The 23,710-nt window shown below is 70.2% G+C and carries 22 protein-coding genes, 1 pseudogene and 1 riboswitch; of the genes and pseudogenes, 4 read left to right on the forward strand and 19 right to left on the reverse strand.

Features of this window, described 5'->3' with window-relative positions:
• Positions 1-5: 5 nt before the first annotated feature.
• The 6 genes from ACWDEW_RS42710 to ACWDEW_RS42735 form a co-directional block, all read right to left on the reverse strand.
• Positions 6-1,100: a phosphotransferase family protein gene (locus tag ACWDEW_RS42710; protein WP_450520825.1), complete on the reverse strand. Its 1,095-nt coding sequence runs from the start codon at positions 1,098-1,100 to the stop codon at positions 6-8.
• A 12-nt stretch (positions 1,101-1,112) separates the two neighbouring features.
• Positions 1,113-2,213 carry a hypothetical protein gene (locus ACWDEW_RS42715; protein ID WP_450520827.1) on the reverse strand — a complete coding sequence of 367 codons (1,101 nt, stop codon included), beginning with the start codon at positions 2,211-2,213 and terminating at the stop codon, positions 1,113-1,115.
• A gap of 343 nt (positions 2,214-2,556) precedes the next feature.
• Complete coding sequence (locus ACWDEW_RS42720; RefSeq protein ID WP_450520829.1) at positions 2,557-3,738, reverse strand: acyl-CoA dehydrogenase; 1,182 nt, start codon at positions 3,736-3,738, stop codon at positions 2,557-2,559.
• Positions 3,739-3,967: 229 nt separating this feature from the next.
• Positions 3,968-4,627, reverse strand: a complete 660-nt coding sequence (locus ACWDEW_RS42725) for a TetR/AcrR family transcriptional regulator (RefSeq protein WP_427923719.1) — start codon at positions 4,625-4,627, stop codon at positions 3,968-3,970.
• Positions 4,628-4,692: 65 nt separating this feature from the next.
• Positions 4,693-4,839 (reverse strand): SCO1431 family membrane protein, encoded by a 147-nt coding sequence (locus tag ACWDEW_RS42730; protein WP_450520831.1) that lies wholly within the window; start codon positions 4,837-4,839, stop codon positions 4,693-4,695.
• Positions 4,840-4,940: 101 nt separating this feature from the next.
• Positions 4,941-6,293 (reverse strand): peptidase C39 family protein, encoded by a 1,353-nt coding sequence (locus ACWDEW_RS42735; protein ID WP_450520833.1) that lies wholly within the window; start codon positions 6,291-6,293, stop codon positions 4,941-4,943.
• Positions 6,294-6,509: 216 nt separating this feature from the next.
• On the opposite strand from ACWDEW_RS42735, the gene ACWDEW_RS42740 reads away from it, so the two are divergent.
• Positions 6,510-7,130, forward strand: coding sequence for a uridine kinase family protein (locus ACWDEW_RS42740; RefSeq protein WP_450520835.1), 621 nt, complete (start codon positions 6,510-6,512; stop codon positions 7,128-7,130).
• Between the two features lie 433 nt (positions 7,131-7,563).
• Complete coding sequence (locus tag ACWDEW_RS42745) at positions 7,564-9,423, forward strand: AAA family ATPase (protein ID WP_450520837.1); 1,860 nt, start codon at positions 7,564-7,566, stop codon at positions 9,421-9,423.
• 105 nt (positions 9,424-9,528) lie between these two features.
• On the opposite strand, the gene ACWDEW_RS42750 is transcribed toward ACWDEW_RS42745, so the two are convergent.
• The 10 genes from ACWDEW_RS42750 to ACWDEW_RS42795 form a co-directional block, all read right to left on the reverse strand.
• Positions 9,529-10,599, reverse strand: a complete 1,071-nt coding sequence (locus ACWDEW_RS42750) for a hemolysin family protein (RefSeq protein WP_450520839.1) — start codon at positions 10,597-10,599, stop codon at positions 9,529-9,531.
• Positions 10,596-11,930 (reverse strand): hemolysin family protein, encoded by a 1,335-nt coding sequence (locus tag ACWDEW_RS42755; RefSeq protein ID WP_450520841.1) that lies wholly within the window; start codon positions 11,928-11,930, stop codon positions 10,596-10,598. Before ACWDEW_RS42755 ends, ACWDEW_RS42750 begins: the two co-directional genes overlap by 4 nt.
• A 175-nt stretch (positions 11,931-12,105) precedes the next feature.
• Positions 12,106-12,549: a PH domain-containing protein gene (locus ACWDEW_RS42760; protein WP_450520843.1), complete on the reverse strand. Its 444-nt coding sequence runs from the start codon at positions 12,547-12,549 to the stop codon at positions 12,106-12,108.
• A 14-nt stretch (positions 12,550-12,563) separates the two neighbouring features.
• Complete coding sequence (gene hisG / locus ACWDEW_RS42765; RefSeq protein ID WP_200708873.1) at positions 12,564-13,412, reverse strand: ATP phosphoribosyltransferase; 849 nt, start codon at positions 13,410-13,412, stop codon at positions 12,564-12,566.
• A gap of 59 nt (positions 13,413-13,471) precedes the next feature.
• On the reverse strand, positions 13,472-13,744 hold the full coding sequence (locus tag ACWDEW_RS42770) for a phosphoribosyl-ATP diphosphatase (protein ID WP_018534786.1): 273 nt from the start codon (positions 13,742-13,744) through the stop codon (positions 13,472-13,474).
• Positions 13,745-13,778: 34 nt separating this feature from the next.
• Complete coding sequence (ribH, locus tag ACWDEW_RS42775) at positions 13,779-14,264, reverse strand: 6,7-dimethyl-8-ribityllumazine synthase (RefSeq protein WP_019059681.1); 486 nt, start codon at positions 14,262-14,264, stop codon at positions 13,779-13,781.
• A gap of 61 nt (positions 14,265-14,325) precedes the next feature.
• A complete protein-coding gene (locus ACWDEW_RS42780) occupies positions 14,326-15,615 on the reverse strand; it encodes a bifunctional 3,4-dihydroxy-2-butanone-4-phosphate synthase/GTP cyclohydrolase II (protein WP_450520846.1) in 1,290 nt (429 codons plus the stop codon).
• Positions 15,612-16,256, reverse strand: coding sequence for a nicotinamide riboside transporter PnuC (gene pnuC / locus ACWDEW_RS42785; RefSeq protein ID WP_450520848.1), 645 nt, complete (start codon positions 16,254-16,256; stop codon positions 15,612-15,614). The genes ACWDEW_RS42780 and pnuC overlap by 4 nt, the downstream gene beginning before the upstream one ends.
• Positions 16,253-16,855, reverse strand: a complete 603-nt coding sequence (locus tag ACWDEW_RS42790; protein WP_200708876.1) for a riboflavin synthase — start codon at positions 16,853-16,855, stop codon at positions 16,253-16,255. The genes pnuC and ACWDEW_RS42790 overlap by 4 nt, the downstream gene beginning before the upstream one ends.
• Positions 16,856-17,005: 150 nt before the next feature.
• A riboswitch (FMN riboswitch) is annotated at positions 17,006-17,139 on the reverse strand.
• A gap of 252 nt (positions 17,140-17,391) precedes the next feature.
• Positions 17,392-18,630, reverse strand: coding sequence for an ROK family transcriptional regulator (locus tag ACWDEW_RS42795; protein ID WP_450520850.1), 1,239 nt, complete (start codon positions 18,628-18,630; stop codon positions 17,392-17,394).
• 151 nt (positions 18,631-18,781) lie between these two features.
• Here ACWDEW_RS42795 and ACWDEW_RS42800 point away from each other — a divergent pair, with 151 nt between their 5' ends.
• Positions 18,782-19,993 (forward strand): MFS transporter, encoded by a 1,212-nt coding sequence (locus tag ACWDEW_RS42800; RefSeq protein WP_450520852.1) that lies wholly within the window; start codon positions 18,782-18,784, stop codon positions 19,991-19,993.
• Here ACWDEW_RS42800 and ACWDEW_RS42805 read toward each other — a convergent pair.
• Together ACWDEW_RS42805 and ACWDEW_RS42810 are read right to left on the reverse strand one after the other, a co-directional pair.
• Positions 19,953-20,423 carry an acyl-CoA thioesterase gene (locus ACWDEW_RS42805; protein ID WP_450520854.1) on the reverse strand — a complete coding sequence of 157 codons (471 nt, stop codon included), beginning with the start codon at positions 20,421-20,423 and terminating at the stop codon, positions 19,953-19,955. The two genes, ACWDEW_RS42800 and ACWDEW_RS42805, sit on opposite strands and share 41 nt — an antisense overlap.
• A 350-nt stretch (positions 20,424-20,773) precedes the next feature.
• The gene (locus tag ACWDEW_RS42810) at positions 20,774-22,039 is read right to left on the reverse strand and encodes an alginate lyase family protein (RefSeq protein WP_450520856.1); all 1,266 of its coding nucleotides are present in this window, start codon (positions 22,037-22,039) and stop codon (positions 20,774-20,776) included.
• 299 nt (positions 22,040-22,338) lie between these two features.
• Between ACWDEW_RS42810 and ACWDEW_RS42815 the strand changes: the two genes are divergently transcribed.
• Positions 22,339-22,947 (forward strand): flavin reductase family protein, encoded by a 609-nt coding sequence (locus tag ACWDEW_RS42815; protein WP_450520858.1) that lies wholly within the window; start codon positions 22,339-22,341, stop codon positions 22,945-22,947.
• A 20-nt stretch (positions 22,948-22,967) separates the two neighbouring features.
• Here ACWDEW_RS42815 and ACWDEW_RS42820 read toward each other — a convergent pair.
• Positions 22,968-23,710, reverse strand: a pseudogene (locus ACWDEW_RS42820) (aldehyde dehydrogenase family protein); the annotation flags it as partial.

Below are 23,710 nucleotides of genomic sequence, written 5' to 3' on the forward strand. Positions count from 1 at the left end.
CTCGCTCAACCCCAGTAGCTGCCCTGCACCATGGCCCGCAGGCTGCCGTGGTGCAGGATCAGTGTGTCCGGGTCCGCCGGGACGGCGCTCTCCCCGAAGTGCACCTGCCGGTAGGCGACGCGCAGCATCACGATCGCGTGCCGCAGGGCGGCGTACAGGGTGTAGAAGTCCATGTCGCGCGGGGTGTGGCCGGTGAGTTCGGCGTACCGGGCCTCCACCCGGTCCCGGCGGAAGAACTCCGGCAGTCCCGCCTGGCCGAAGGCGGCCGTGAGGTCCTGGAAGAAGCGGTGCAGATAGACGGTCCAGCCGAGGTCCACCTCGCGCGGGGCCGGTGCCGCCATCTCCCAGTCGAGGACGGCGACGGGGTCGAATCCGTCGTAGACGACGTTCCCGATGCGCGCGTCGCCCCAGTTGAGGACCGTCTCGCCGGGGTCGGCCGGCCAGAGTTCCGTCAGCCGGTCGAAGGCGCTCTCGATGAGTGGTGAGCGGGCGAGTCCGTCAACTACCCATTCGTAGTAGGCATGTTGGGATGCGACATGGCGGCTGAGTGCGTCGCCGTCGCCGGGGAGCGCGAGGAACTCGGTCTCGGCCGCCGGGACTTGGTCGTGCAGGCGGGCGATCAGTCCGACCGAGGCGGCTTCCAGGCGCTCCCGTTCCGCGTCGGTCGCAGCGTGCAGCCAATTGCCCTCGTACGTATAGGGCATGACGTCCGGCGGTACGCGCCCCTCCACGCGTTCCATGACGAAGAACGGGGCGCCGAGCGGGCCCGGGTCCTCCTCCAGCCAGCGGACTTCCGGTACCGGGAGGTCCGTACGGTCGGCGACCAGGCGCATGGTGCGGAACTGGCGCGGCAGGTCGTAGACCGGGAAGACGGTGTACGCCGCCGGGTCGGCCGCGAGTCTCAACGCGCAGGCGCGCAAGGGTGGTTCGGGGTGTTCGATGTCGAAGAGCAGGGTCTCGCTGGACATGCCGTTGGAAGCCGGGACCCTGATGTCGACGGCCTTGGCGCCGGGCAGGCGGGTGTCGAGCCAGGCCGTGAGGCGGTGGGCGAGTTCCTCGGGGTCGCGGGTGGTCGTGCGCGGGCGGGGTGTCGTGGCCATGTGTCAACTCCCCTACGGGGCAACCGAGTCGAAGCCGGTGAAGCCGCTCGGGTCGTGGCGGCCGAAGGAGCCGTGCTCGAAGATGCCGTGGCCCACCTGGCCGTCGAGGCGGAAGCGGGCCGCGTGGTCGGTGACGCCGTAGGCGGCGAGCGGAGTGGGTCGCGTGAGGTCGTAGGTGCGGTGGTCGAGCCACTCGCGGCCCCGCCAGGTGCCGTGCTGCCAGTCGTCGGCGGGTGGATAGCCGGCGCCGACGGCCAGGGGCGACGAGGTCAGGATCTCGACTTCGAGTTCCTGCGGTTTGCGCGTGTCCCCGAGGTGGACGAGGGCGCGCTCGGGGTGGCGGGTGCCGGGTCGGTAGGTGATCTCGGCCTGGGGCCAGCCGAGTTGGCGGTCGCGGTGGCCGGGGCGGACGACGGTCGCCTCGTTCAGGGTGCGGTACCCGTCGGCGTCCTCCTGGACGATCACCATGAGGAAGCGGTCCTCGAAGCGGACCGGGCACCAGATCCAGTGGAAGCCCTCGGCCGGGTGGTCCACCGCGAGCCGGCCGCCCTCCTCGCCGGGGATGGGACGCACGCCCCAGCTGCGGTCACGGGTACCGGTCCAGCCGTCGGCGGTGACCCGGAACTCCTCGTCACCGGCGCGGATCACGCCCTCCGCGCCACCCGCCTGGACGAAGCGGCGCCCTTCGAGGGTGAGCCGGTCGCCGCGGTACTGGACGTGGTGGGGTTCCCAGAGCGCGGGGAACTCGGCGGTCCAAGTGAGGTCGTACGAGAGGGAGTTGTGATCGCAGCGCAGGCGCAGACGGTGGAGTGGCTCCTCGACCTCGATGCGCAGCGGGCCGACCGCGAGGTGCATGCGGTCGTCGCCGAGGGCGTCCGAGGCGCGGACGGCGTGCAGGGTGTCGCCGGTGCGGAGGGTGGCGTAGGCGTCGATCACGCCGACGTTGGGGTAGACACCGAGGCCGAGGATGAGCAGGGCGCGGCCCTCGTGGTCGAGGACGTGGAAGATGCAGCGGTCGTAGGCGTTCCGGTCGCCGGTCGCGACGTGCTTCATCGACAGGGGGACCTGGTGCACGGGGTACTCGTCGAGGGGCACGGGACGGTCGTCTGCCACGGCTAACCTCCCCTGGGGACAGTGGAGGTGACGGTACGTCAGGGGGCGTTCGGTAGCCAGAGGCGAGAGCCGTACGCCGGTGAACTCACGCTCGATTTCGCGCGCCGGTGACCTGCCGCCGGGCTCTTACGTTGCCCTGGTATGACCCGCACATATGCGCCGACCGGGCGTCAGCGCCGAATCTACGTCCCGGCACCCGCAGAATCGGTTCAGCCTGCTCCGCCGCAACCGCAGGATCCGCCCATCTACCGTGATCTCATGCGGACTTGGGCCGACCGGGGCCGCACCCTGCCGGGGCGGCACGACCCGGAGTGGGTGCGGCTGGCGGCGCCGCCGGTCGGGCTCAGCCAGTTCGGTGGGCTTCCGGACCCGCGAGATGGCGGGCGATGACCATGCGCTGGATCTGGTTGGTGCCCTCGACGATCTGCAGGACCTTGGCCTCGCGCATGTAGCGCTCGACCGGGAAGTCCGCGGTGTAGCCGTATCCGCCGAGCACCTGGACGGCGTCGACGGTGGCCTTCATCGCGGTGTCGGTGCAGTGCAGCTTGGCCATGGCGGCCTGTTTGGCGAAGGGCCGGCCCGCGTCGCGCAGCCGGGCCGCCGCGAGGTAGAGCGCCCGGCCCGCCTCGATCTGGGTGGCCATGTCGGCGAGCATGAAGCGCAGCCCCTGGAAGTCGGAGATCGGGCGACCGAACTGCTGCCGTCCGGTCGCGTACGCCACCGCCTCGTCGAGTGCCGCCTGCGCCAGGCCGATCGCGCAGGCCGCGATGCCGAGCCGTCCGGAGTCCAGCGCGGACAGGGCGATGGCGAAGCCCTGGCCCTCCTCGCCGAGGCGCCGCTCGTCGGGGACCCGGACGCCGTCGAAGTGGACCTGGGCGGTGGGCGAGCCCTTCATGCCCATCTTCTTCTCCGGCACCGCACCGCTCAGACCGGGCGCGTCACCGGGCACCAGGAAGGCGCTGATCCCGCGCGGGCCGTCCTCTCCGGTGCGGGCCATGACCGTGTAGAAGTCGGCGATGCCGCCGTGCGTGATCCATGCCTTGGTGCCGTCGATCACCCAGTCGTCGCCCTCCCGCACCGCCTTGGTGCGCAGGGAGGCCGCGTCGGAGCCGGAGGACGGCTCGGAGAGGCAGTAGGCGCCCAGCAGTCCGCCGCCGAGCATCGCGGGCAGGTACTCGACCTGCTGCTGCTTGGTGCCGTAGTTGGCCAGCGCGTGGCAGGACAGGGAGTGGACGCTGACGCCGAGGCCGACGGTGAGGCGGGCCGCCGCGAGTTCTTCGAGTACCTGGAGGTAGACCTCGTACGGCTGGTCGCCGCCGCCGTACTCGGAGTCGTACGGCAGGCCGAGCAGTCCGGACTCCGAGAGCAGGGTGAAGACCTCGCGCGGGAAGCGTCCGGCGTCCTCTTCCTCGGCCGCCCTCGGGGCGATCTCACGCTGCGCGATGTCGCGGACCAGCGAGATCAGATCCCGGGCCTCGTCCGTGGGCAGTTGCCGGTCCACCGGCTGCGGGGCGCGGTCGGGCATGGCGACGCTCTCCTCCCTGTCGGGACATCGGCGGGCGTACGCCTGGGGTCGAGGCGCCTGCGCCGGATATCGCACGGGTACGGCCGCTGCTCCCGCTCCCGGGTCTCGGAAGCGGCTGACCAGCGGCTCTGCGCTGTGAGTATGCCCGATCGGAGGTCTGTCGTCACCAGTTAACGACCGCTTACTTCGAGAATAACCCGGTCGTCCGGAACAGGTCGGGAGCGCCCGCTCAGCCGTCCCTGCGGGCCGGGGCCGGCGCCGGATACGTCGGGTCCAGTTCCTCGATCGCGCGCAGGGTGCCGCCCAGGGTCTTCACGAGGAGCTCGCGCATCGTCTCGCGGGACAGGTCGGGGCCGCTGATCCACTCCAGGGTCGCGCCCTCGACGCTGCACACCCAGCCGAACAGGCCCATGCGCGCGAGGCGGGAGATGTCGCTGCGGCCGTAGGCCCCGGCGGCGATGGTCTCGACGATGGCGGCGCGGACGCCGTCACGGATGGCGTGCACCTCGGTGTCGAAGCCCACGCCGCCGCTGACGATGGTGCGGTAGGCGGCCTGGTTGTGCTCGGCCCAGCGGAGATAGCTGTCCATCGTGCGCTGTACGCGGTCCAGTTGGGGCAGTTCGTAGCCGCTCGCCGCGAAGGTGACCAGGTCGGCGACGGAGTCGTTGATGATCGCCAGGTAGTAGCCGCGCTTGGACTGGAAGTAGTAGTAGATCAGCCCCTTGGCGACATGGGCCTGCCGCGCGATGTCGTCCATGGACAGCGCGTCGTAGGACGTGTCGGCGAACAACTTCCGGCCAATGGCGATGAGTTCGGCGCGGCGCGCCAAGGAGCGCTCGGTACCGCGCGCCCGGGGGCGTGCGACGTCACGCTGCTGACTGATTTCCAATTTCGACTCTGGCTCTCCAACTGGGCTGGGTCAACCGCAGTATGGCAGGTCGGTTATGCGTCAGGTCACAGCAGGCCGATTTGGGTCACGAGCATCGCGATCACCACGACGAGGGTCCAGCCCATGACGTGTTCGGCGATCTTCGGGCCGTCGCCCTTGGGGCCGCCGGTGCGGGCGCGGGTGCGGGTGGCGTCGGCTGCGTGTGCGGTCATGGTGGCTCACAGAGGTCGGATGTGCGGTGGACTCCCCCGTTCTGTCCACCTTGCCATCCATATCGCCTTTCGAGTCGGAGACCTTGGTCACAGGCTCCGCGTCAGCACACGCCCACCGCCGCGAGCGCGGTGCGCTGACGGGCGGTCGGTCGCGCCGGGAAGTAGAGGTAGCAGACGCCGCCCGTACCGGAGGAGAGCTTGCCGGAGGCGTTGTACCGCTTGGTGCGCAGCCAGATGTTCTCGAACTCCCGGCGCTTGTAGACGCGGCGGACGGCCGGATCGCTGGGCGAGTTGGGGTCGTTGGCGATCACGTCCCCGTCGGTGGTGAAGCCGATCACGGTCATCAGGTGACCGGCCGTGCCGTACCCCGCGCCGGTCAGCTCGCTGCTGAGGAACGACTGGGACGTTATGGCCGGGATGCCCGCCGCGATCAGTGTCTCCAGGTCGGTGAGCGAGCCGAGCCGGGTGACCACGCCCTGGAGGTCCTGGTACGTCGCCGCGTAGGCGGCGTTGAACGGCCAGTTGCCGCAGCCCTGGTACTGGTAGTCGTAGGTGAAGCGGGCCGCGTTGTCGACCTGCGGGTCCGCGTAGGACGGGTCGACCCAGGCCAGTTGCTCCGGGGTGAGCCGGCCGCCCCAGTACTCGATGATCATCTGCGAGGAGGTGGGGCTGCACCAGGCCTCGCCGCCGTTGTCGTACTCGGGGTACTGGCCGGTGTGGATCTCCTGCGAGTAGCGCGGGACGATCAGCTCCCCGGCGAGTCCGGGCACGGAGGCCGGGACGGTGAAGCGGTCCGGGATGTCCGAGCCCATCGCGCCGAGCCGCCACACGGTGGGGGTGAGCTCGGTGCCCGGCTTCCGGTAGAGGGTCAGGCGCAGCCGGTACGACGTCAGGCGCAGGCCCGTGGTCGCATCGTCGATCGCGAAGGTGTCCGTCCAGACGGCGGACTTGCCGTCCTTCTGGTCGTCGACGGAGGTCCGCCTGATGTCCTGGTCGCCGGCGGCCCAGCGGCCCATCACGTACCAGGGGGTGTCCGTGCCGTCGGAGTACGTGCCGCGCAGTTCGACCTGGATCCAGGTGCCGGCGGGGGTGTGCGCGTTCCAGGAGGCGATGGTCTCCGTCGCGGGGACGGAGAGCCTGTGGACGGGGGACGTCCAGGTCGCGTACTCCCAGCTCGCGGTCCTGCCGGTGTGCGGGTCCGTGTAGTCGACGCTGCCGAGGTCGGCGCCGATGACGAGGCCGGGGCGCGGGCCCGGGACGGCCCGGGTGCCCTTTGCGGTACCGCCGCACCAGTCCTCGTAGGTGGTCCACGCGTGGTAGTCGACCCGGGTCGGGGCCTGGTCCGGGTCGGCTGCGCCGGTGTCGGCGGCAGCGGGGCCGGCGCCGCTCACCACGGCGGCGGCGACCGCGGCGGCCAGGACGGCTCGGCGGGACGGCTGTTCGGCTCTGCTCATGGGCGGAAGACCCCCGGGTGCTCCGAGTCGGGACAGATCCAATGGGCGGATGTGCGCCCACTATGGGCACACACGGCTCCCCGCTGCCAGCACTTCGAACCTCGCCACACCGACCAATATTGGTATCGACCACTGGCATGACCTGGGGCGGGAGCGACCACTCCTTAGACTGTCCCGGCGACCTGCGGCATCACCCACGACATCCCGGGACCAGTCATGCACGACCTCGCCCAACGGCTCCGCCGCCTTCCCCCGTCCTGCGGCCCGGTCCGGCTCGTCGGGGTCGACGGGCACGCGGGGTCCGGGAAGTCCACGTTCGCCGGGCGGCTGGCCGCGGCACTGGGCGGGGCGCCCGTGCTGCACCTGGACGACCTCTCCACCCACGACGAACCGTTCGGCTGGACCGACCGGCTGCTGCGCCAGGTGATCACCCCGCTCGGCCACGGCGGGACCGCACGCTACGCCCCCTACGACTGGCACACCCGGCGCTTCGGAACACCCCGCGCGCTCCCGCCCGCGCCTGTGGTCCTGATCGAGGGCGTCGGCGCCGGGCGCCGGGCGGTACGGCCGTTTCTCGCGCGGCTGCTGTGGATGGAGCTGCCCCGCGAGGAGTCCTGGGCACGGGGGCGACTGCGGGACGGAAGTGAGCAACGGGACTTCTGGGACGGGTGGGTCGAGGCGGAACGAGAACACTTCGCCGAGGACCCTTCGCGACCGCACGCGGACTTCCTGGTACGGCAGTTGATGACGGGGTACGAGGTGCTGCCGGTGCCCTCCGGGACGATTGGACCGGACCACGAAATCACCCTCGGTGACGAACCGCCCGCAGTGTGCTGAACTTGTGAAGACCGTCATGCGTGAACTTCCTTGAGTGCCTCAACTCGGCTTGACCCAGGGGCCGTACAGGTCTTACGTTCTGAATGTGCGGCCGTTCGAAGCCGCCCAGAGTCGCGAAGCCCCCGGTTGTTCCCCCGTGATCGGGGGCTTCGTTCTGCTCTCAGCCCCGTTTCCGGCCGCTACGAGCCGTGATTTGCTCACCCTGGGTCACCGTCCCGAGTGCGCCCCATCTGCTCCCACCTCGCCAAACGGCCTGTGCGGCACCCTTCGATGGGCACCTGCCCCGCAGGTACGATGCCCAGGGTGCGACCAACGGACGGCTGCTTCGCGCACCACGGCAACTCCCGTCCGCGGCACAGCGGTTCGACCCAGACTGCCGACGGGCGCCGGCCCGGCGGTGAATCAACGGGGGCACGGTTTGTGGGGGGACGTGATGGACTTCGGCACGCAGGGCCCCGAGGCCCCGGCCGACCTCGCGTGGCTGCGAGGCGTGGACGCCTACACGATGGGCGCTTATCCGCAGGCGGAGGAGGAGTTCCGCACCGCGGTACGGATGGATCCCGGGATGGCCGACGGCTGGCTCGGACTGCACGCGCTGCGTGTCGACACGACGACCGCGCTGCTGCGGATGTACCGGCACCGGGAACGCTTCGGGGAACAGCGCACCAGACACCGCCGGACGCTCAACTCCTGGTACTGGCTTGGCTGGTGGGTCCAGCCCGTGCTGGAGAGCCCGCGCGATCTGCTGCTCGCGCACGCCTCGCACTGGCTGGACGGCCGCCATGTGCCCGAACTGGACCGCGCGCTGGCCGGACTGCCGCCCGTCGACACCGATCACCAGGTCCGCTTCCTGCACGCCTGCCGCGCCTATCTGGTCAAGGACTGGGAGCAGCTGGTCCGGCACACCGATCCCCTGCTGAACGACCAACTCCTGGGCATCGAGGCCGGGTTGTTCGGCGGGATGGCCCGGGTCCGGCTTGAGATGTACGGCCAGGCGGAGCCGCTGCTGTCCTCCGCGCTGATGCGCTGCCGCAGCGAACAACCGCAGCGCAAGGAGCTGCGGTACTGGCTGGCGCGGGCCCACGAGGGCACCGGCCGCAGCGCCGCCGCGCTCCCCCTGTACCGGGCGGTGCACCGCGTCGACCCCGCGTTCATGGACACCTCGGCGCGGCTCGCCGCGATCACCGACTCCGACGGGTACGACGGCTCCGAGGACGTCACCGACCTCGCCGCGATCACGCTCTCCGGCGGACAGGACGCGCTGGAGGGGCCCGACGGGCTCGATCCGCTGTTCGGCGCGGAGGGGCGCGATCTGAAGCTGTCGGAGCCCGGTCTTCCGCCGACCGGGCCGCTGCCCTCGGCCGCCGACTCGGTGCGCGAGAAGACCTCGGTTCCCGTTCCACCGCTGCCCACCGGCCCCACCGACCCCGTCTTACTCGAGGAGGCGCTCAACGAGCTTGAGCGCATGGTGGGGTTGGAGCCGGTCAAGCGCCAAGTGAAGGCGCTGTCCGCCCAGTTGAACATGGCCCGGCTGCGTGCCGGGCAGGGGCTGCCGGTCCAGCCGCCGAAACGGCACTTCGTCTTCTCCGGTCCCTCGGGCACCGGCAAGACCACCGTGGCCCGCATACTCGGCCGCGTCTTCTACGCCCTCGGGCTGCTCGGCGGCGACCATCTCGTCGAGGCGCAGCGGGCCGATCTGGTCGGCGAGTACCTCGGCCAGACGGCCGTGAAGGCCAACGAGTTGATCGACTCCGCGATCGGTGGCGTCCTCTTCGTCGACGAGGCCTACTCGCTCTCCAACTCCGGGTACGGCAAGGGTGACGCGTACGGCGACGAGGCCCTGCAGGTGCTGCTGAAGCGGGCCGAGGACAACCGCGACCACCTCGTGGTGATACTGGCCGGCTACCCGGAGGGCATGGACCGGCTGCTGGCCGCGAACCCCGGGCTGTCGTCCCGGTTCACCACGCGCGTCGACTTCCCCTCGTACCGGCCTCTCGAACTCACCTCCATCGGTGAGGTGTTGGCGGCGGAGAACGGGGACGTGTGGGACGAGGAGGCCTTGGACGAACTGCGGTCCATCGCCGGGCACGTGGTGGATCAGGGGTGGATCGACGAGCTGGGGAACGGGCGGTTCCTGCGGACCCTGTACGAGAAGAGCTGCGCGTATCGGGATCTGCGGTTGTCGGTGTATCCCGGGATGTTGTCGCGGGATGACTTGTCGACTTTGCGGTTGCCGGATCTGATGCAGGCGTACGGCGAGGTGTTGTCGGGGCGGGGGCCCGCCGAGGGGTGAGTGGTACGCACCAGCTCGGGTGGATCCGTTGGTTCGCGGCTGCGGCCGGGTGGGGGCTGTTCGCGCAGTTCCCCGCGCCCCTGTGGTGGGCACGGGGATCCGGCGTCAGCTGGGTACCGTCTGCTTCAGTTCCGTTGTGCGCGGTTGTGCCGGGACTTCTCTGTGGGCCGGGTCCGTTACCTCGCCCACCAACAGCTCCAGTACATCCTCCATCGCCACCAGGCCCAGGACCTTGCCGGAGGCGTCAGCCACCTGGGCCAGGTGCGTCGCCGCTCGGCGCATCACCGTCAGGGCGTCGTCCAGGGGGAGTTCGGAGCGCAGGGTCGTCATGGGGCGCCAGATCTGTTGCGGGACCGCACGCTCGGATTCCTCCAGGTCCAGGACGTCCTTGACGTGGAGATAGCCCATGAAGGCGCCGGTCTCCGCCGCGATCGGGAAGCGGGAGTAGCCGGTACGGGCGGTGAGGGCGACGATCTCGCCCGGGGCGACCGAGGGGCTGACCGTGACCAGGTTCTCGCGACGCAGCAGGACGTCGGTGACCGGGCGGGAACCCAACTCCAGGGCGTCCTCCAGGCGTTCCTGTTCCTCGGGGTCGAGGAGGCCGGCCTGGCCCGAGTCCTCCACCAGGCGGTTGAGCTGTTCGCTGGTGAAGACGGCCTCGACCTCGTCCTTGGGCTCGACATGGAAGAGCCGCAGGATGCCCTGGGCGACGGCGCCGAGGGCGATGGTGATCGGCTTGCAGATCCGGGCGAAGGCGACCAGGCCGGGGCTGAGCCACATCGCGGCCTTCTCCGGCGCGGCCATCGCGAGGTTCTTCGGGACCATCTCGCCGATGACGAGGTGGAAGAAGACGACCGCGGCGAGCGCGAGGACGTAGCCGAGGGGGTGGATCATGCCGTCGGGCAGGTGCATCCACTCGAAGACCGGCTCCAGCACATGGGCGACCGTCGGTTCGGCCACCGCGCCCAGGGTCAACGAGCAGACGGTGATGCCGAATTGGGCCGCGGCCATCATCTGCGGGAGCCGTTCGAGGCCGTAGAGGACCTGGCGGGCGCGGGCCGTGCCGAGGGGTTCGATCTGGCTGCGGCGGACGGAGACGAGGGCGAACTCGGCGCCGACGAAGAAGCCGTTGGCGAGTACCAGCAGGACGGCGAAGAGGAGTTGGAGGACGGTCATCGGGCCGCCTCCATGACGTTCACGGGCGGAGACGTGCGGACCAGGCGGACCCGCTCGGCGCGGTAGTGGCCGACCTGGCGCACCGAGAGCCGCCAGCCCGGGAGTTCGGCCTTGTCGCCGGGGGCGGGGATGCGGCCGAGCAGGTCGGCGACCAGGCCGGCGACCGTCTCGTACGGTCCTTCGGGCACGTCCAGGCCTATGCGCTGGAGGATGTCGACGCGGCAGCTGCCGTCGGCGTCCCAGGCGGGTTTGCCGTCCTCGGACGGAGCCGCGGCGAGTTCGGGTACGTCCTGGCCGTCGTGCTCGTCGCGGACCTCGCCGACGAGTTCCTCGACGATGTCCTCCAGGGTGACCACACCGGCCGTACCGCCGTACTCGTCGACGACGACGGCGATCGGCTGCTCGCTGCGCAGCCGGGCCAGCAGGGGCTGGACGGGCAGGGTCTCGGGGACCAGCACCGGGGACTTGGCGATGCTGGTGACGGACGTGCGGAGCCGGGCGTGCGCGGGCACGGCCAGGGCGTCCTTGAGGTGGACCATGCCGACGATCTCGTCGATCTTCTCCCGGTAGACGGGGAAGCGGGACAGACCGGTGGCGCGGGTCAGGTTGACCACGTCCTCGGCGGTCGCCGACGACTGGAGCGCGCTGACCTTCACGCGCGGGGTCATGACGTGCTGCGCGGTCAACTCGCCCAGCGACAGGGTCCGTACGAAGAGATCGGCCGTGTCCTGTTCCAGGGCGCCGGCCTGCGCGGAGTGGCGGGCCAGGGAGACCAGCTCGCCGGGGGTGCGGGCGGAGGCCAGCTCGTCGGCGGGCTCGACGCCCAGGGCGCGGACGAGCCGGTTGGCGACCGCGTTGAGCGCGGCGATCACCGGGCGGAACAGCTTCGCGAAGGCGTGCTGCGGCGCGGCGACGAAGCGGGCGACCTGCAAGGGCCGCGACACCGCCCAGTTCTTGGGCACGAGTTCGCCGATCACCATCTGCACCGCCGAGGCGAGCAGCATGCCGACGACCACCGCGACACCGGAGACGGCGCCCTCGGGGATGCCGATCGCGCTGAACGGGCCGTGCAGGAGTTGTGCCAGGGCCGGTTCGGCGAGCATGCCGACGACCAGGGAGGTGATGGTGATGCCGAGCTGGGTGCCGGAGAGCTGGAAGGACAGCTCCTTGAGCGACTCGACGACCGTGGCGGCCCGTCGGTCGCCCTCGGCGGCGGCCTTCTCGGCCTCGGGGCGCTCCACGGTGACGAGCCCGAACTCGGCCGCGACGAAGAAGCCGTTGGCCAGAATCAGCAGGATCGCCGCTCCTAGGAGCAGCAGGGGGATGGTCATGCCGCCGCCTCGATATGTCGGGAGGGGGCGGCGCAGGTACTACAGGACGATCCGTCCATCGCTGGAGGGAGTCACTCCTCGGGTAGCAGGGGGCCTCGGAAGACAGGGGGGAACACCGGTGGCGGAGGCGCGAGGAAAAACGCCACCGACAACAGATTAATCAAGACATGGCCATCTACGGCAGATCCCTTGTCGAGTGGGCCTCGGTGAGCGCCCGCAGAGTGCGCGCGTCGGCGATGGCCCGCTCCTTGGCGATACCGGGCTGGATGCCGAGCACGGGGAGGCTGGTGCCGTCGCTGAGGTTGAGGAACACCCAGGGGTCGCCCGGCCGCAGGTTCACCTGGAGGATCTCCGCCCACTCCAGACGGCGCCTGCTGACGATGTTCACGACGGTGACACCGGACTCGTCGGCGACGACCTTCACCCGCGCGAGCACGGCCAGCACACCGAAGAGAACGGCACCGGTGAAGACGAAGCTGAGCTTCTCCCCCGGGGTGAGCTGCTCCAGGAGCATCGCGACGGTCGTGATGACGACGAAGATCGCGGCGCCCCCGGTGAGCAGCACGGCACGGGTACGGCCCGGCCTGAACGTGACCGGCAGGGCGGGGAGTTGAGACATGGCTGGCGTGTTCCTCAGAGACGGCAGGCGTGGATGGCCGTCGTCAGGATGGCCCGGGCGCCGATGTCGTACAGGTCGTCCATGATCCGCTGCGCCTCCTTGGCGGGGACCATCGCGCGGACGGCGACCCAGCCCTCGTTGTGCAGCGGGGAGACGGTCGGGGACTCCAGGCCCGGGGTGAGCGCGACGGCCTTCTCCAGCTGCTCGACCCGGCAGTCGTAGTCCATCATCACGTAGGTCCGGGCGACCAGGACGCCCTGGAGGCGGCGCAGGAACTGCTGGACCTTGGGCTCCTCGACCTCGGCGCCCTTGCGGCGGATGACGACGGCCTCGGACTTCATGATGGGCTCGCCGAAGACCTCAAGGCCCGCGTTGCGCAGGCTGGTGCCGGTCTCGACGACGTCCGCGATGACCTCGGCGACGCCCAGTTCGATGGCCGTTTCCACGGCACCGTCGAGGTGGACGACGGAGGCGTCGATGCCGTTGTCGGCGAGGTGGCCCGCGACGATGCCCTCGTACGAGGTGGCGACCGTCTTGCCCTTGAGGTCCGCCATGCTGCTGGCCGCGCCGGGCTTGGACGCGAAGCGGAAGGTGGAGCGGGCGAAGCCGAGCGGGAGGATCTCCTCGGCGGAGGCGGCGGAGTCGATGAGCAGGTCGCGGCCGGTGATGCCGATGTCGAGGCGACCGGAGGAGACGTAGATCGCGATGTCGCGGGGGCGGAGGTAGAAGAACTCGACCTCGTTGACCGGGTCGACGATCCGCAGTTCCTTGGACTCCCGGCGCTGCTGGTAGCCGGCCTCATGCAGCATGTCCGCCGCAGGTCCTGACAGGGAACCCTTGTTGGGGACGGCGATGCGCAGCATGAGGTCGGCTTCCTTCGCGTGAAATGGGGTGAAGTGTCGCAAACGGTTCTGAACGGTTTTTACAGGTGGGCGTAGACGTCGTCCAGCGAGATTCCGCGGGCGACCATCATCACCTGGACGTGGTAGAGCAGCTGCGAGATCTCCTCGGCAGCCGCCTCCTTGCCCTCGTACTCGGCGGCCATCCAGACCTCGGCGGCCTCTTCGACGACCTTCTTGCCGATGGCATGGACGCCCTTGCCGACCAGCTCTGCGGTGCGGGAAGTGGCGGGGTCGCCGGTGGCGGCCTTCTGCTGGAGCTCGGTGAAGAGCTCCTCGAACGTCTTATTGGACATGATGCCGACCACTTTACGGGTTGTGGTGGTCGGCCTAACGCCACGGTTCAGATACTGAGCGGAGGGTGGCCGCCGTCGCCACGGCCGCCGTCACCGCCTCGTGCCCCTTGTCCTCGTTCGAGCCCTCCAGGCCGGCCCGGTCGAGGGCCTGCTCCTCGGTGTCGCAGGTCAGGACGCCCATGCCGACGGGGACGCCGGTCTCGACGGAGACCTGGGTGAGGCCCTGGACCACGCCCTGGCAGACGTACTCGAAGTGCGGGGTGCCGCCCCGGATGACCACACCGAGGGCGACGATCGCGTCGTAGCCCCGGCCCGCCAACACCTTTGCCACGACCGGGAGTTCCCAGCTGCCGGGGACCCGGAGCAGGGTCGGCTCGTCGATCCCCAGGTCGTGCAGGGCGCGCAGGGCGCCGTCCACCAGACCGTCCATCACCTTTTCGTGCCACTGCGCCGCGATGACGGCGACCCGCAGGTCTCCGACGTTGCGTACGGACAGTTCCGGTGCGCCCTTGCCGCTCACGTTCTCTTGTCTCCTCGGTGACTTCTGAAGGGGTCTTACGAGTTGCTCTTACTGCTCGCTCTTACTGGTTGCCGCAGGTGGACACGGGGGCCGGGTCCAGCCAGGGCAGGTCGTGGCCCATGCGGTCCCGCTTGGTGCGCAGGTAGCGGAGGTTGTGCTCGCCCGCCTGTATCGGCATCGGTTCGCGGCCGGTGACCTTGAGGCCGTGCCGGACGAGCGCGTCGGTCTTGTCGGGGTTGTTGGTCATCAGGCGCAGGCTGCGGACCCCGAGGTCCTCCAGGATCTGCGCGCCGGCGCCGTAGTCCCGGGCGTCGGCGGGCAGGCCGAGTTCGAGATTGGCGTCGAGGGTGTCCCGGCCGCGCTCCTGGAGTTCGTACGCCCGGAGCTTGGAGAGCAGGCCGATGCCGCGCCCCTCGTGGCCGCGCAGGTAGACCACCACTCCCCTGCCCTCCTCCTGGATGCGCTCCAGGGAGGCCTCCAGCTGGGGGCCGCAGTCGCAGCGCAGGGAGTGGAAGACGTCGCCGGTGAGGCACTCGGAGTGGACCCGGACCAGGACGTCCTCGCCCTCGCCGATCTCGCCGTGGACGAGGGCGACGTGCTCGACGCCGTCGACGGTGGAGCGGTAGCCGTAGGCCGTGAACTGGCCGTGGCGGGTGGGGAGTTGGACCTCTGCCTCACGGCGGACGGTGGGCTCGGCGGTCTGCCGGTAGGCGATCAGGTCCTCGATGGAGATGATCGTCAGGCCGTGCTTGCGGGCGAACGGGATCAGTTCGGGGAGGCGGAGCATACGGCCGTCCTCACCCGCGATCTCGACGATCGCACCGGCCGGGCGCAGGCCCGCGAGACGGGCGAGGTCGACGGCGGCCTCGGTGTGGCCGTTGCGCGTCAGCACTCCGCCGGAGCGGGCGCGCAGCGGGAAGATGTGGCCGGGGCGGACGAAGTCGTCGGCCTCGGTGGTGCCGCTCGCGAGGAGCCGGAGCGTGGTCGCGCGGTCGGCGGCCGAGATGCCGGTGGTCACACCGTGGGCGGCCGAGGCGTCGACCGACACCGTGAACGCGGTCTTCATCGACTCGGTGTTGTCCTCGACCATCTGCGGGAGCCGGAGCCGGTCCAGCTCGTCGCCCTCCATGGGGGCGCAGATGAGGCCTCGGCACTCGCTCATCATGAAGGCGACGATCTCGGGAGTGGCCTTCTCCGCGGCGATGACGAGGTCGCCCTCGTTCTCGCGGTCCTCGTCGTCGACGACCACGACCGGGCGGCCGGCCGCGATGTCGGCGACGGCCTGCTCGACCGGGTCGAGCGAGAAGTCCTCGAAACCGTCGGTGCTGTACAGGATCGGTGCCGCTGTCATGCCGGCGCTCCTTCCAGGACGGGCTGCGAGGCCTTGCGGGAGCGCAGCCACCAGTCGCGCATGCCCCACAGGACGAGTGCGCCGTAGATGACGTAGACGAAGCCGGAGAACGCGAAGCCGTTGGCGAAGTTGAGGGGGACGCCGACGAGGTCGACGAGGAGCCAGGCGAACCAGAACTCGACCATGCCGCGGGCCTGGGCGTACATGGCGACGATCGTGCCGACGAAGATGTAGGCGTCGGGCCACGGGTCCCAGGACAGGGACGGGTACGCCTTGAAGAGGGCGGCGACCGCGACCGTCCCCACGGCGGCGGAGCCGACGAGGATCGCGCGCTCGCGCCAGGTGGCGAAGCGGGGGGTGATGTGGCCGTCGGCGGAGTCGCCCCTGCCGCGGTTCCACTGCCACCAGCCGTAGACCGCGACGACCATGACGACGACCTGCTTGCCGGCGCTGCCGGAGAGGTGGGCGGTGGCGAACGCGGCGAAGAGGATCACGCCGGAGACGAACTGGGTGGGCCAGCTCCAGATCGAGCGCCGCCAGCCGAAGGCCAGGGCGATCAGGCCGACGACGTTGCCGATCATGTCCGACCACTTGATGTGCTGGCCGAACAGGACGAACGCCTCGGAGTTGAGCCAGTTCACGGGGTCACCTCGCGGTCGCCCATGAGCCGCTCGACGTACTTGGCGATGACGTCCACTTCGAGGTTGACCGGGTCGCCGGGCTGCTTGAGGCCGAGGGTGGTCAGGTCGAGGGTGGTGGGGATGAGGCTGACCGTGAAGTAGTCCGGGCCCGCGTCGACGACGGTGAGGCTGATGCCGTCGACGGTGATGGAGCCCTTCTCGACGACATAGCGCGTGAGGTCGGCGGGGAGCGAGATCTTGACGAGCTCCCAGTTCTCGGACGGCTTGCGCTCCAACACCGCCCCGGTGCCGTCGACATGGCCCTGCACGATGTGTCCGCCGAGGCGGGCGCCGAGGGCCATGGGGCGTTCGAGGTTGACGCGGGAGCCGACGGCGAGGACGCCGAGGCTGGAGCGGTTCAGGGTCTCGGCCATGACGTCGGCGGTGAACTCGTCACCCTCGTGCTCGACGACGGTGAGACAGACTCCGTTCACGGCGATGGAGTCGCCGTGCTTCGCGCCCTCGGTGACGATCGGGCCGCGCAGACGGAAGCGGGAGGCGTCGTCGAGACTCTCGACGGCGGTGACCTCACCCAGCTCTTCGACGATTCCGGTGAACACTTCCCGGGTCCTCCTGCCACATCGGGGCACGGACTCCGGGGCCTGTCGAAGACGACAGAATGAAACGAACGGAAGCACCGAGGGCGACGCCGGACAGAACCCGCCCACACAGGACGAGCCGATACGGCGGCGCGCACGAATGCCCGCCCGCCGCGCACTGCCTCCCATCCGGACTTTAACCGTCGGTCCAGGAATTCCACCTGGTCAACCGGCCGCTGAACTACACGGACGGGTCGCGGACTATAACCGCCGGTTCGGACTTTCACCGACCCCGGAGTGCGCTGCTTCTGGTACAGGGCCAGTGTGCCACGCCTGGCAAGGGTCCATCCAGGTGAAGTGTGTGGGGTGGCTCACAGAGGGTGTCGATGGACTTCTCAACAGGCCTCCACCTGCTGGATCATCTGGTCTAGTCCTTTCTGGATCACCGGACAGGACACCTCTGGACCGGTCCGGCGGTGGTGACGACGGCCCTTGCCCACCGCCGGGCCTCTCAGCCCGACAGGCCCGGGCTCGTCAGCCGAACAGGCCCGGGCCTCTCAGCCGAACAGGTCGTCCTGCGCGCCGTCCTGCGCCGTCAGCAGCGCACCGCGCAGCACGGCCGTATCGCCGAGGACGCTGGGGCGCACCTTTACGGGCAGCGGTGACATACCGGCGATCCGTTCGGCCACGCGTACGGCGAGTTCGTCACCGCCGGCCTGTCCGACCTCGCCGCCGAGGACCACGCACCCGGGGTCCAGCAGCGCGACGACGGACGCGACACCGAGGGCGAGGCGATCGGCGAGGGTGTCCAGGAAGCGGGCGGCGCGGGCATCGGTCACCGTGGCCACCGCCCATCGCACGACCTGCGCCGCGGTCGCCCGCTCCCCCGCGCCCTCGTCGTCCAACGCCCGGCATTCCCGGGCCAGTTCGAGCACCGCCGCCGCGCCGGCCAGTGAATGGAAACCCCCCTCGCAGTCCGTCGCCGAAGGGAGTCCCCGCGTGCCCGGCACCGGGAGGAAGCCGACCTCGCCCGCACCGCCGGACGCTCCCCGGCGCAGTGCGCCGTCGAGGACCACCGCGGCGCCGATGCCCATGTCCAGCCAGAGCAGGACGAAGGTGTCCCGGTCCCGGGCCGCGCCGTCGCGCATCTCCGCCAGGGCCGCGAGGTTGGTCTCGTTCTCGACGACGACACGGGCATCGGGCAGCCGTTCCTGGAGGGCACCCACCAGACTGCGGTGCCACGCGGGCAGGCCGGTGGTGTTGCGGAGTTCACCCGTGGCCGGGTCGATCAGACCGGGGGCGCCGATGCCGACGGTGTGCAGACTGCCCCACTCGCGTACGGACTCGGGCCCCCGAACTCCCTCCGCCTCAGGCCCGGTTGACCCGCTCCCCGCCTCCTTCACCGCCCGCTCCACCAGCGCGACGGCCTGCTCCACCGCCGGCCCCGTCCCGGCATCGGCGTCGATCGGTACGGACGCCTCGGCGAGGACCCGGCCGACCAGGTCGGAGACGAGCACGGAGACGCTCTCCAGGCGGACGTCCAGGGCAGCGAGATGGGCGCGGTCGCCGACGATGCCGTACAACCGGGCGTTCGGGCCCCGCCGTTGGGCTCCCGACTCGCCGACCATCTCGATCAGTCCGGAGGCCGTGAGGCGTTCGACGAGGTCGGCGACGGTGGGCCGGGACAGTCCGGTGAGCTGCTTCAACTGGCCTGCCGTCAGCGGGCCTTCACGCTGCAGGAGACGCAGGGCGAGCCGGTCGTTGATGGCCCGGGCGGTGCTCGGGGATGCGGGCATGCCGGGAATCCTCCCAGATCGAGGGGGCGCGACTGGCGGCTGGTAATTCTCTATCTATCAGGCAGGGTTCCTGATAGTTTACGCGACGCGAGCGGGGAAGGGGACGGACCGACATCGAGGTCGGGATCCGAACAGCAGGAGGGGCCGGAGAATGAGCGAAGTGGTCTACGACCGACACGAGGTGAAGCGCGCCCGGTACGCCGTGGCGGCCGTCTTCACCGTGCACGGCGCGGTCACCGGCTCCTTCGCGACCCGGGTGCCGTGGATCCAGGAGCACGCGCATGTCGCCGCCGGCTGGCTCGGATTCGCGCTCGCCTTCGGTGCGTTCGGCGCCTCCTGCTCGATGCCGCTGGCAGGCTGGATCACCCACCGCTTCGGCAGCCGTACGGCGCTGCGCGGGCTGATCTCGCTGTGGACGATGTCCCTGGCGCTGCCGTCCCTCGCGCCGAACCTGGTCACCCTCTGCCTGGCGATGTTCACGTACGGGGCGAGCGCGGGCATGGCCGACGTCGCGATGAACGCGCTCGGCGTCGAGATCGAGCGCCTCATGGACAAATCGATCATGTCGAGCCTGCACGGCATGTGGAGCGCGGGCGCCCTGATCGGTTCGGCGGGCGGCACCCTGGCGGCGCACCTCGGTTCGGACGCGCGCGTGCACCATCTCATCGCGGCCCTGATCCTCACGCTGCTCGGTGTGACCGCCTGTCGCTGGGTGCTCGACATCCAGCCGGGGGTGGAGGAGGAGGCGCCGCCGCGCTTCACACTGCCGCCCCGGTCGGCGCTGCTCATCGGTGCGGTGGGCTTCTGCGCGGTGTTCGCGGAGGGGGCCAGCCTGGACTGGTCGGCGGTGTATCTGCACGACCAGTTGGGCACGTCGGCCGGGCTCGCGGCGGCCTCGACGACCGGTTTCATGCTGACGATGGCGGTGGCCCGGCTGGTGGGCGACACGGTGGTGAACCGCTTCGGCTCGGTGCGTACGGTCCGCGCGGGCGGGGTCCTGGCCGTGTGCGGCGGGCTGCTGATCGTCGTCGCGGACAGCCCGGCGCTGGCGATGGGCGGCTTCGCGCTGCTGGGTCTGGGCATCGCCGTGGTCGTACCGCTGTGCTTCGCGGCGGCGGGTCGCAGCGGGCCCAACCCGAGCCAGGCCATCGCGGGCGTGGCGACGATCACCTACACCTCGGGGCTGGTCGCGCCGAGCCTGATCGGTGGGGTCGCGCAGGCGACGAGCCTGGTGGTGTCGTTCTGCCTGGTCACGGTGCTGGCCGGTGGGCTCGCCGTCTTCGCCGGCGTGCTGCGCGCCGGGGACCGGGACCGCCCGAAGGTCAGCGCTCCGAGCGCAGCAGTGCCCGACCGGCAGCTCTGAAGTCCTCGCTCCAGGGCGCGGGGCGCAGCGTCCCGGCGTCCAGCCGGACCAGCACGCGGGTGCCGGTCGCGTAGGTCACCGACCCGTCCGCCGAACAGAGCCGGAAACCGTACGTCAGACCGGTCGTGCCGAGCCGGTCCAGCCACAGGTGGACGGCGTACGTGCCGGGCCTGGTGACCGGTGCCTCGTAGCTGATCAGCAGTTCCTTCACGACGTTGCAGGCGTCGCCCGCGCTCGCCCAGTCGCCGTCGAAGCGGACACCGTGTTCCTGCCACAGCTCGGTCCAGGCCCGCTCGACGAGGAGCGGGTACCGGGCGTTGTGCAGCATGCCGAGGGCGTCGAGGTCGTCGAAGTGAACGGTGACGGGGATGAGCCGGCCGTGGGCGAGGGCGGTGGCGGTGGCGGTGGCGGACGGGGATTCGACGGACACGGCGGGGCTCCCGAGCGGTGCTGAGTGGGGCGGTGGAGACTGTGGGGACGCCCCATTCTAAGCGACCGCTCAGGAACCCCTGTTCGAGAGGGGCGAGGTCAGGCGGGCTTGTACGGGCCAGCCGGTCGAGGGCAGGCGGCCCTGCACGGGCTGGTCGGCCAACGACGGGCAGCCTGTACGAGCCGGTCGGCCGACGGCAGACGGGCTTGTTCGGACCGGTCGGCCGACGGCAGACGGGACTTCGCGAACCGGTCGGCCTACGGCAGGTGGGCCTTCGCGGGCCGGTCAGCCGGCGATGGGCTAGCCCTCGCGGATTGGCCGGTCGACGGCCAGCAGGCCCCGCACACTGGTCAGCCCGCGATCGAGTCCAGTTGCTCGGCCGCCGGGCGCAGTGCCCACAGGTCGCCGCCGGGCGGTGTCTGTAGTTTCGGTACGGCGGCCCTGGCCCGTGCGTCGCCCGCGTCGGCCGCCGCGTGCACGATGTCGCTCGCCGCGTAGCGGTAGAACTCCAGCTCCGGATGCGGCCACGCGGCGGCTCCGGTCGCGGCGGGGAGCAGATAGTCCACTGCCTTCAACAGGCCCTGCCCGTCCGGGCCTTGATAGGTCCACAGGTTCACGCCGACATGCCGGCCGATGGCCGCGAGCCGGGTGTACGCGACAAGGTCGAAGGTCGAGTAGTGCCAACTCCGGGTCCGCGCCAGCTCCTGCGGCTGGCTGCCGTCGCCCGCGATCTGCGGGTCGACGCGTTTGGCGCGCGCGTCCAGCACGGTCCGCCTGGCCAGCGCCTTGTCGCCGGTCGCGTAGGCGAGGGCGGCGAGCTGCATGTCGTAGAAGGTGCCGTGGTTGTTGGCGGCGGCGCCCTCCTCCTTACCGAAGGCGCTGTTCTTCAGCCAGCCGAGGAAGTCGGAGTTCCACTTGGTCATCGCCGTGCGGTCGGTCTTCGTCCAGCCGGAGGCGCCGGTGCCGAGGATCGCGACGGCGTCGACGACGCTGGTGTACGACTGGGAGAAGTCGATGACGCCGATGGCCCGGCCGTCGTACTTGCAGGGGATGAACTGGGCGTGGTTCAGGTTGGGGTTCATCCTTGTGGCCGGGTCGAGGAACCAGGTGCGCAGGACCTGGCCGGCCTTTCGCGCGTAGCGCTTGTCGCCGGTGTAGTACCAGGCGAGCGCGAGGTCGTACGTCGAGTCGAAGACCTTCTCGACATCCTGGCGGTCGGTGCCCGTGTCGACCTCGGGGTTGCGCTGCCCGTCACGCTGGACGTACGGGCAGCCCCAGGGGTTGTCGGCGGTCGGGGTGGTCGTGGGCCACCAGTACGGGGCCTGGCTCAGGTAGTCGTGAACATCGCCGCCGGGGGCGGGTTTTGGCTTGTCCACGACCGTCCAGGGGCCCTGACTCAGCCAGTTGTCGGCGCGTGTCGTCAAGTCGCCGAGGGCGCGCCGGAGTTGAGGGTCGCCGTGGTCCAGGCGGAGCTTGGTCTGCTGGAGACGGGCACCGTCGAGGACGGCGGTGTCGGGAGCGGCCGACAACGGGTGCGCCGCGGCAGCGGGGACGAACACGGCGGTCAGCGTGGCGACCGCCGCGAGCAGGACACCGAGTCGGGGTCTCGCACTCACCAGGGATCTCATCGGTGCACTCACCAGGCGACTCCGATCATAAATGTGAACGCAGTTCATGAGTGGGACCGTGTGAGCGTAGAACCGCCAGATACACGTGGCAATGGTCCGGACCGTCTTCATGTACGGAGACGGTGAGCCTCGTGGTGGGGCTCACGGTGGGGGTCTGACCCGGCGGCGGCGCCCCCGTTTTCGCGTCGGCGCACAGTTCTTTCTCACGGACGTGGAGTCGGGCCGGAACCGCAGGGAGAGCCGGGACAGCCGCACGGCGCCGCACGGGCATCTGATATATCGCTGGTATGCGCACTGAATACAACCCGGCCCAGCTCGAACCCATCGCGGTTTATCGGCTGCTCACGTCGACCGTCGTTCCACGCCCCATCGCCTGGGTTTCGACCGTCTCCGCCGACGGCGTCGACAATCTCGCTCCGCACTCCTTCTTCACGATCTCGTCGGTCACGCCGCCCATCGTGCAGTTCACGTCGGTCGGCCGTAAGGACTCGCTGCGCAATGTCGAGGCCACCGGGCAGTTCGTGGTCAACCTCGCTCCAGAACCGCTTGTCGACGAGGTGAACAGGACCGCCACCGACTTCCCGCACGGCGTCAGCGAGTTCGACGCCGTGGGGATGGCGCGCGAGGCCAGTGTGCGGGTGAAGGCACCACGGGTCGCCCGCTCCCCCGTGGCTCTGGAGTGCGAACTCCACAGCACTCTCCGGCTGGGTGACTCCACGGTGGTATTCGGACGGGTGGTACATATCGCGGTCGACGAGACCGTGCTGGAGAACGGCCATCCGGAAATCACTCGGCTGCGGCCCCTGGCCCGCCTCGGAAAAGACGAGTGGAGCACCATCGGCGATGTTCTCGACCTGCGCCGTATTCGGTACACCGACTGGACGGCGTCGAGTTAGGAGGCCGAATTCCCTCCGGATCACCCCAGAGGCTTCTCCAGCACCGCCTTGCGGTGGCTGAACGTCTCGATCGAGCAGCGGCCGTGGTAGTTGCCCATGCCGCTCTCGCCCACACCGCCGAACGGCGGGTCGGGGACGGTGAGATGGGCGATCGGGAGGCCGTGGCCGAGGCCGCCGGAGGAGGTCTCGGCGGCGATCCGGGCCCGGGGGTCGCCGGAGTCCGTGAACGTGTAGAGGGCGAGGGGCTTCTCGCAGTCGTTGATGAAGTCGATCGCCGCGTCCAGGTCGGGGACCGTGACGATCGGCAGGATCGGGCCGAAGATCTCCTCCTGCATGACGGGTCACTTGCAGTCCACGTCGGCCAGGACGGTCGGCGCGAAGTACTTCGTCCTACGGTCGTTGGCGCCGCCGACCACGACACGGCCCGAGTCGAGCAGTCCGGTGAGCCGGTCGAAGTGGCGTTCGTTGACGATCCGGCCGTACTCGCCGGAGGCCGCCGGGTCGGTGCCGTACAGGTCCACTACGGCACGGGCGAGCGCGGACTCCAGGGCGGTGGCCGTCTCCGGGTCGGCGAGGACGTAGTCGGGGGCGACGCAGGTCTGGCCGGCGTTGAGGAACTTGCCGCGCGCCAACCGGTCGGCCACGACGGCGAGATCGGTGCCGCGGTCGACGAACGCCGGTGATTTGCCCCCGAGTTCGAGAGCGACCGGGGTCAAGTGCTCGGCGGCGGCGCGCAGGACGATGCGGCCGACGGCGCCGTTGC

The sequence above is a fragment of the Streptomyces sp. NPDC001100 genome, assembly GCF_053598575.1.

Excerpts from the sequence above, each read along its gene's own strand:
- ACWDEW_RS42780 (WP_450520846.1), bottom strand. The coding sequence starts at position 15,615 with ATGACAGCGGCACCGATCCTGTACAGCACCGACGGTTTCGAGGACTTC.
- ACWDEW_RS42745 (WP_450520837.1), top strand. The coding sequence starts at position 7,564 with ATGGACTTCGGCACGCAGGGCCCCGAGGCCCCGGCCGACCTCGCGTGG.
- ACWDEW_RS42755 (WP_450520841.1), bottom strand. The coding sequence starts at position 11,930 with ATGACCATCCCCCTGCTGCTCCTAGGAGCGGCGATCCTGCTGATTCTG.
- ACWDEW_RS42760 (WP_450520843.1), bottom strand. The coding sequence starts at position 12,549 with ATGTCTCAACTCCCCGCCCTGCCGGTCACGTTCAGGCCGGGCCGTACC.
- ACWDEW_RS42720 (WP_450520829.1), bottom strand. The coding sequence starts at position 3,738 with ATGCCCGACCGCGCCCCGCAGCCGGTGGACCGGCAACTGCCCACGGAC.
- ACWDEW_RS42800 (WP_450520852.1), top strand. The coding sequence starts at position 18,782 with ATGAGCGAAGTGGTCTACGACCGACACGAGGTGAAGCGCGCCCGGTAC.
- ACWDEW_RS42735 (WP_450520833.1), bottom strand. The coding sequence starts at position 6,293 with ATGAGCAGAGCCGAACAGCCGTCCCGCCGAGCCGTCCTGGCCGCCGCG.
- ACWDEW_RS42770 (WP_018534786.1), bottom strand. The coding sequence starts at position 13,744 with ATGTCCAATAAGACGTTCGAGGAGCTCTTCACCGAGCTCCAGCAGAAG.
- ACWDEW_RS42795 (WP_450520850.1), bottom strand. The coding sequence starts at position 18,630 with ATGCCCGCATCCCCGAGCACCGCCCGGGCCATCAACGACCGGCTCGCC.
- ACWDEW_RS42730 (WP_450520831.1), bottom strand. The coding sequence starts at position 4,839 with ATGACCGCACACGCAGCCGACGCCACCCGCACCCGCGCCCGCACCGGC.
- ACWDEW_RS42710 (WP_450520825.1), bottom strand. The coding sequence starts at position 1,100 with ATGGCCACGACACCCCGCCCGCGCACGACCACCCGCGACCCCGAGGAA.
- hisG (WP_200708873.1), bottom strand. The coding sequence starts at position 13,412 with ATGCTGCGCATCGCCGTCCCCAACAAGGGTTCCCTGTCAGGACCTGCG.
- ACWDEW_RS42740 (WP_450520835.1), top strand. The coding sequence starts at position 6,510 with ATGCACGACCTCGCCCAACGGCTCCGCCGCCTTCCCCCGTCCTGCGGC.
- ACWDEW_RS42750 (WP_450520839.1), bottom strand. The coding sequence starts at position 10,599 with ATGACCGTCCTCCAACTCCTCTTCGCCGTCCTGCTGGTACTCGCCAAC.
- ACWDEW_RS42815 (WP_450520858.1), top strand. The coding sequence starts at position 22,339 with ATGCGCACTGAATACAACCCGGCCCAGCTCGAACCCATCGCGGTTTAT.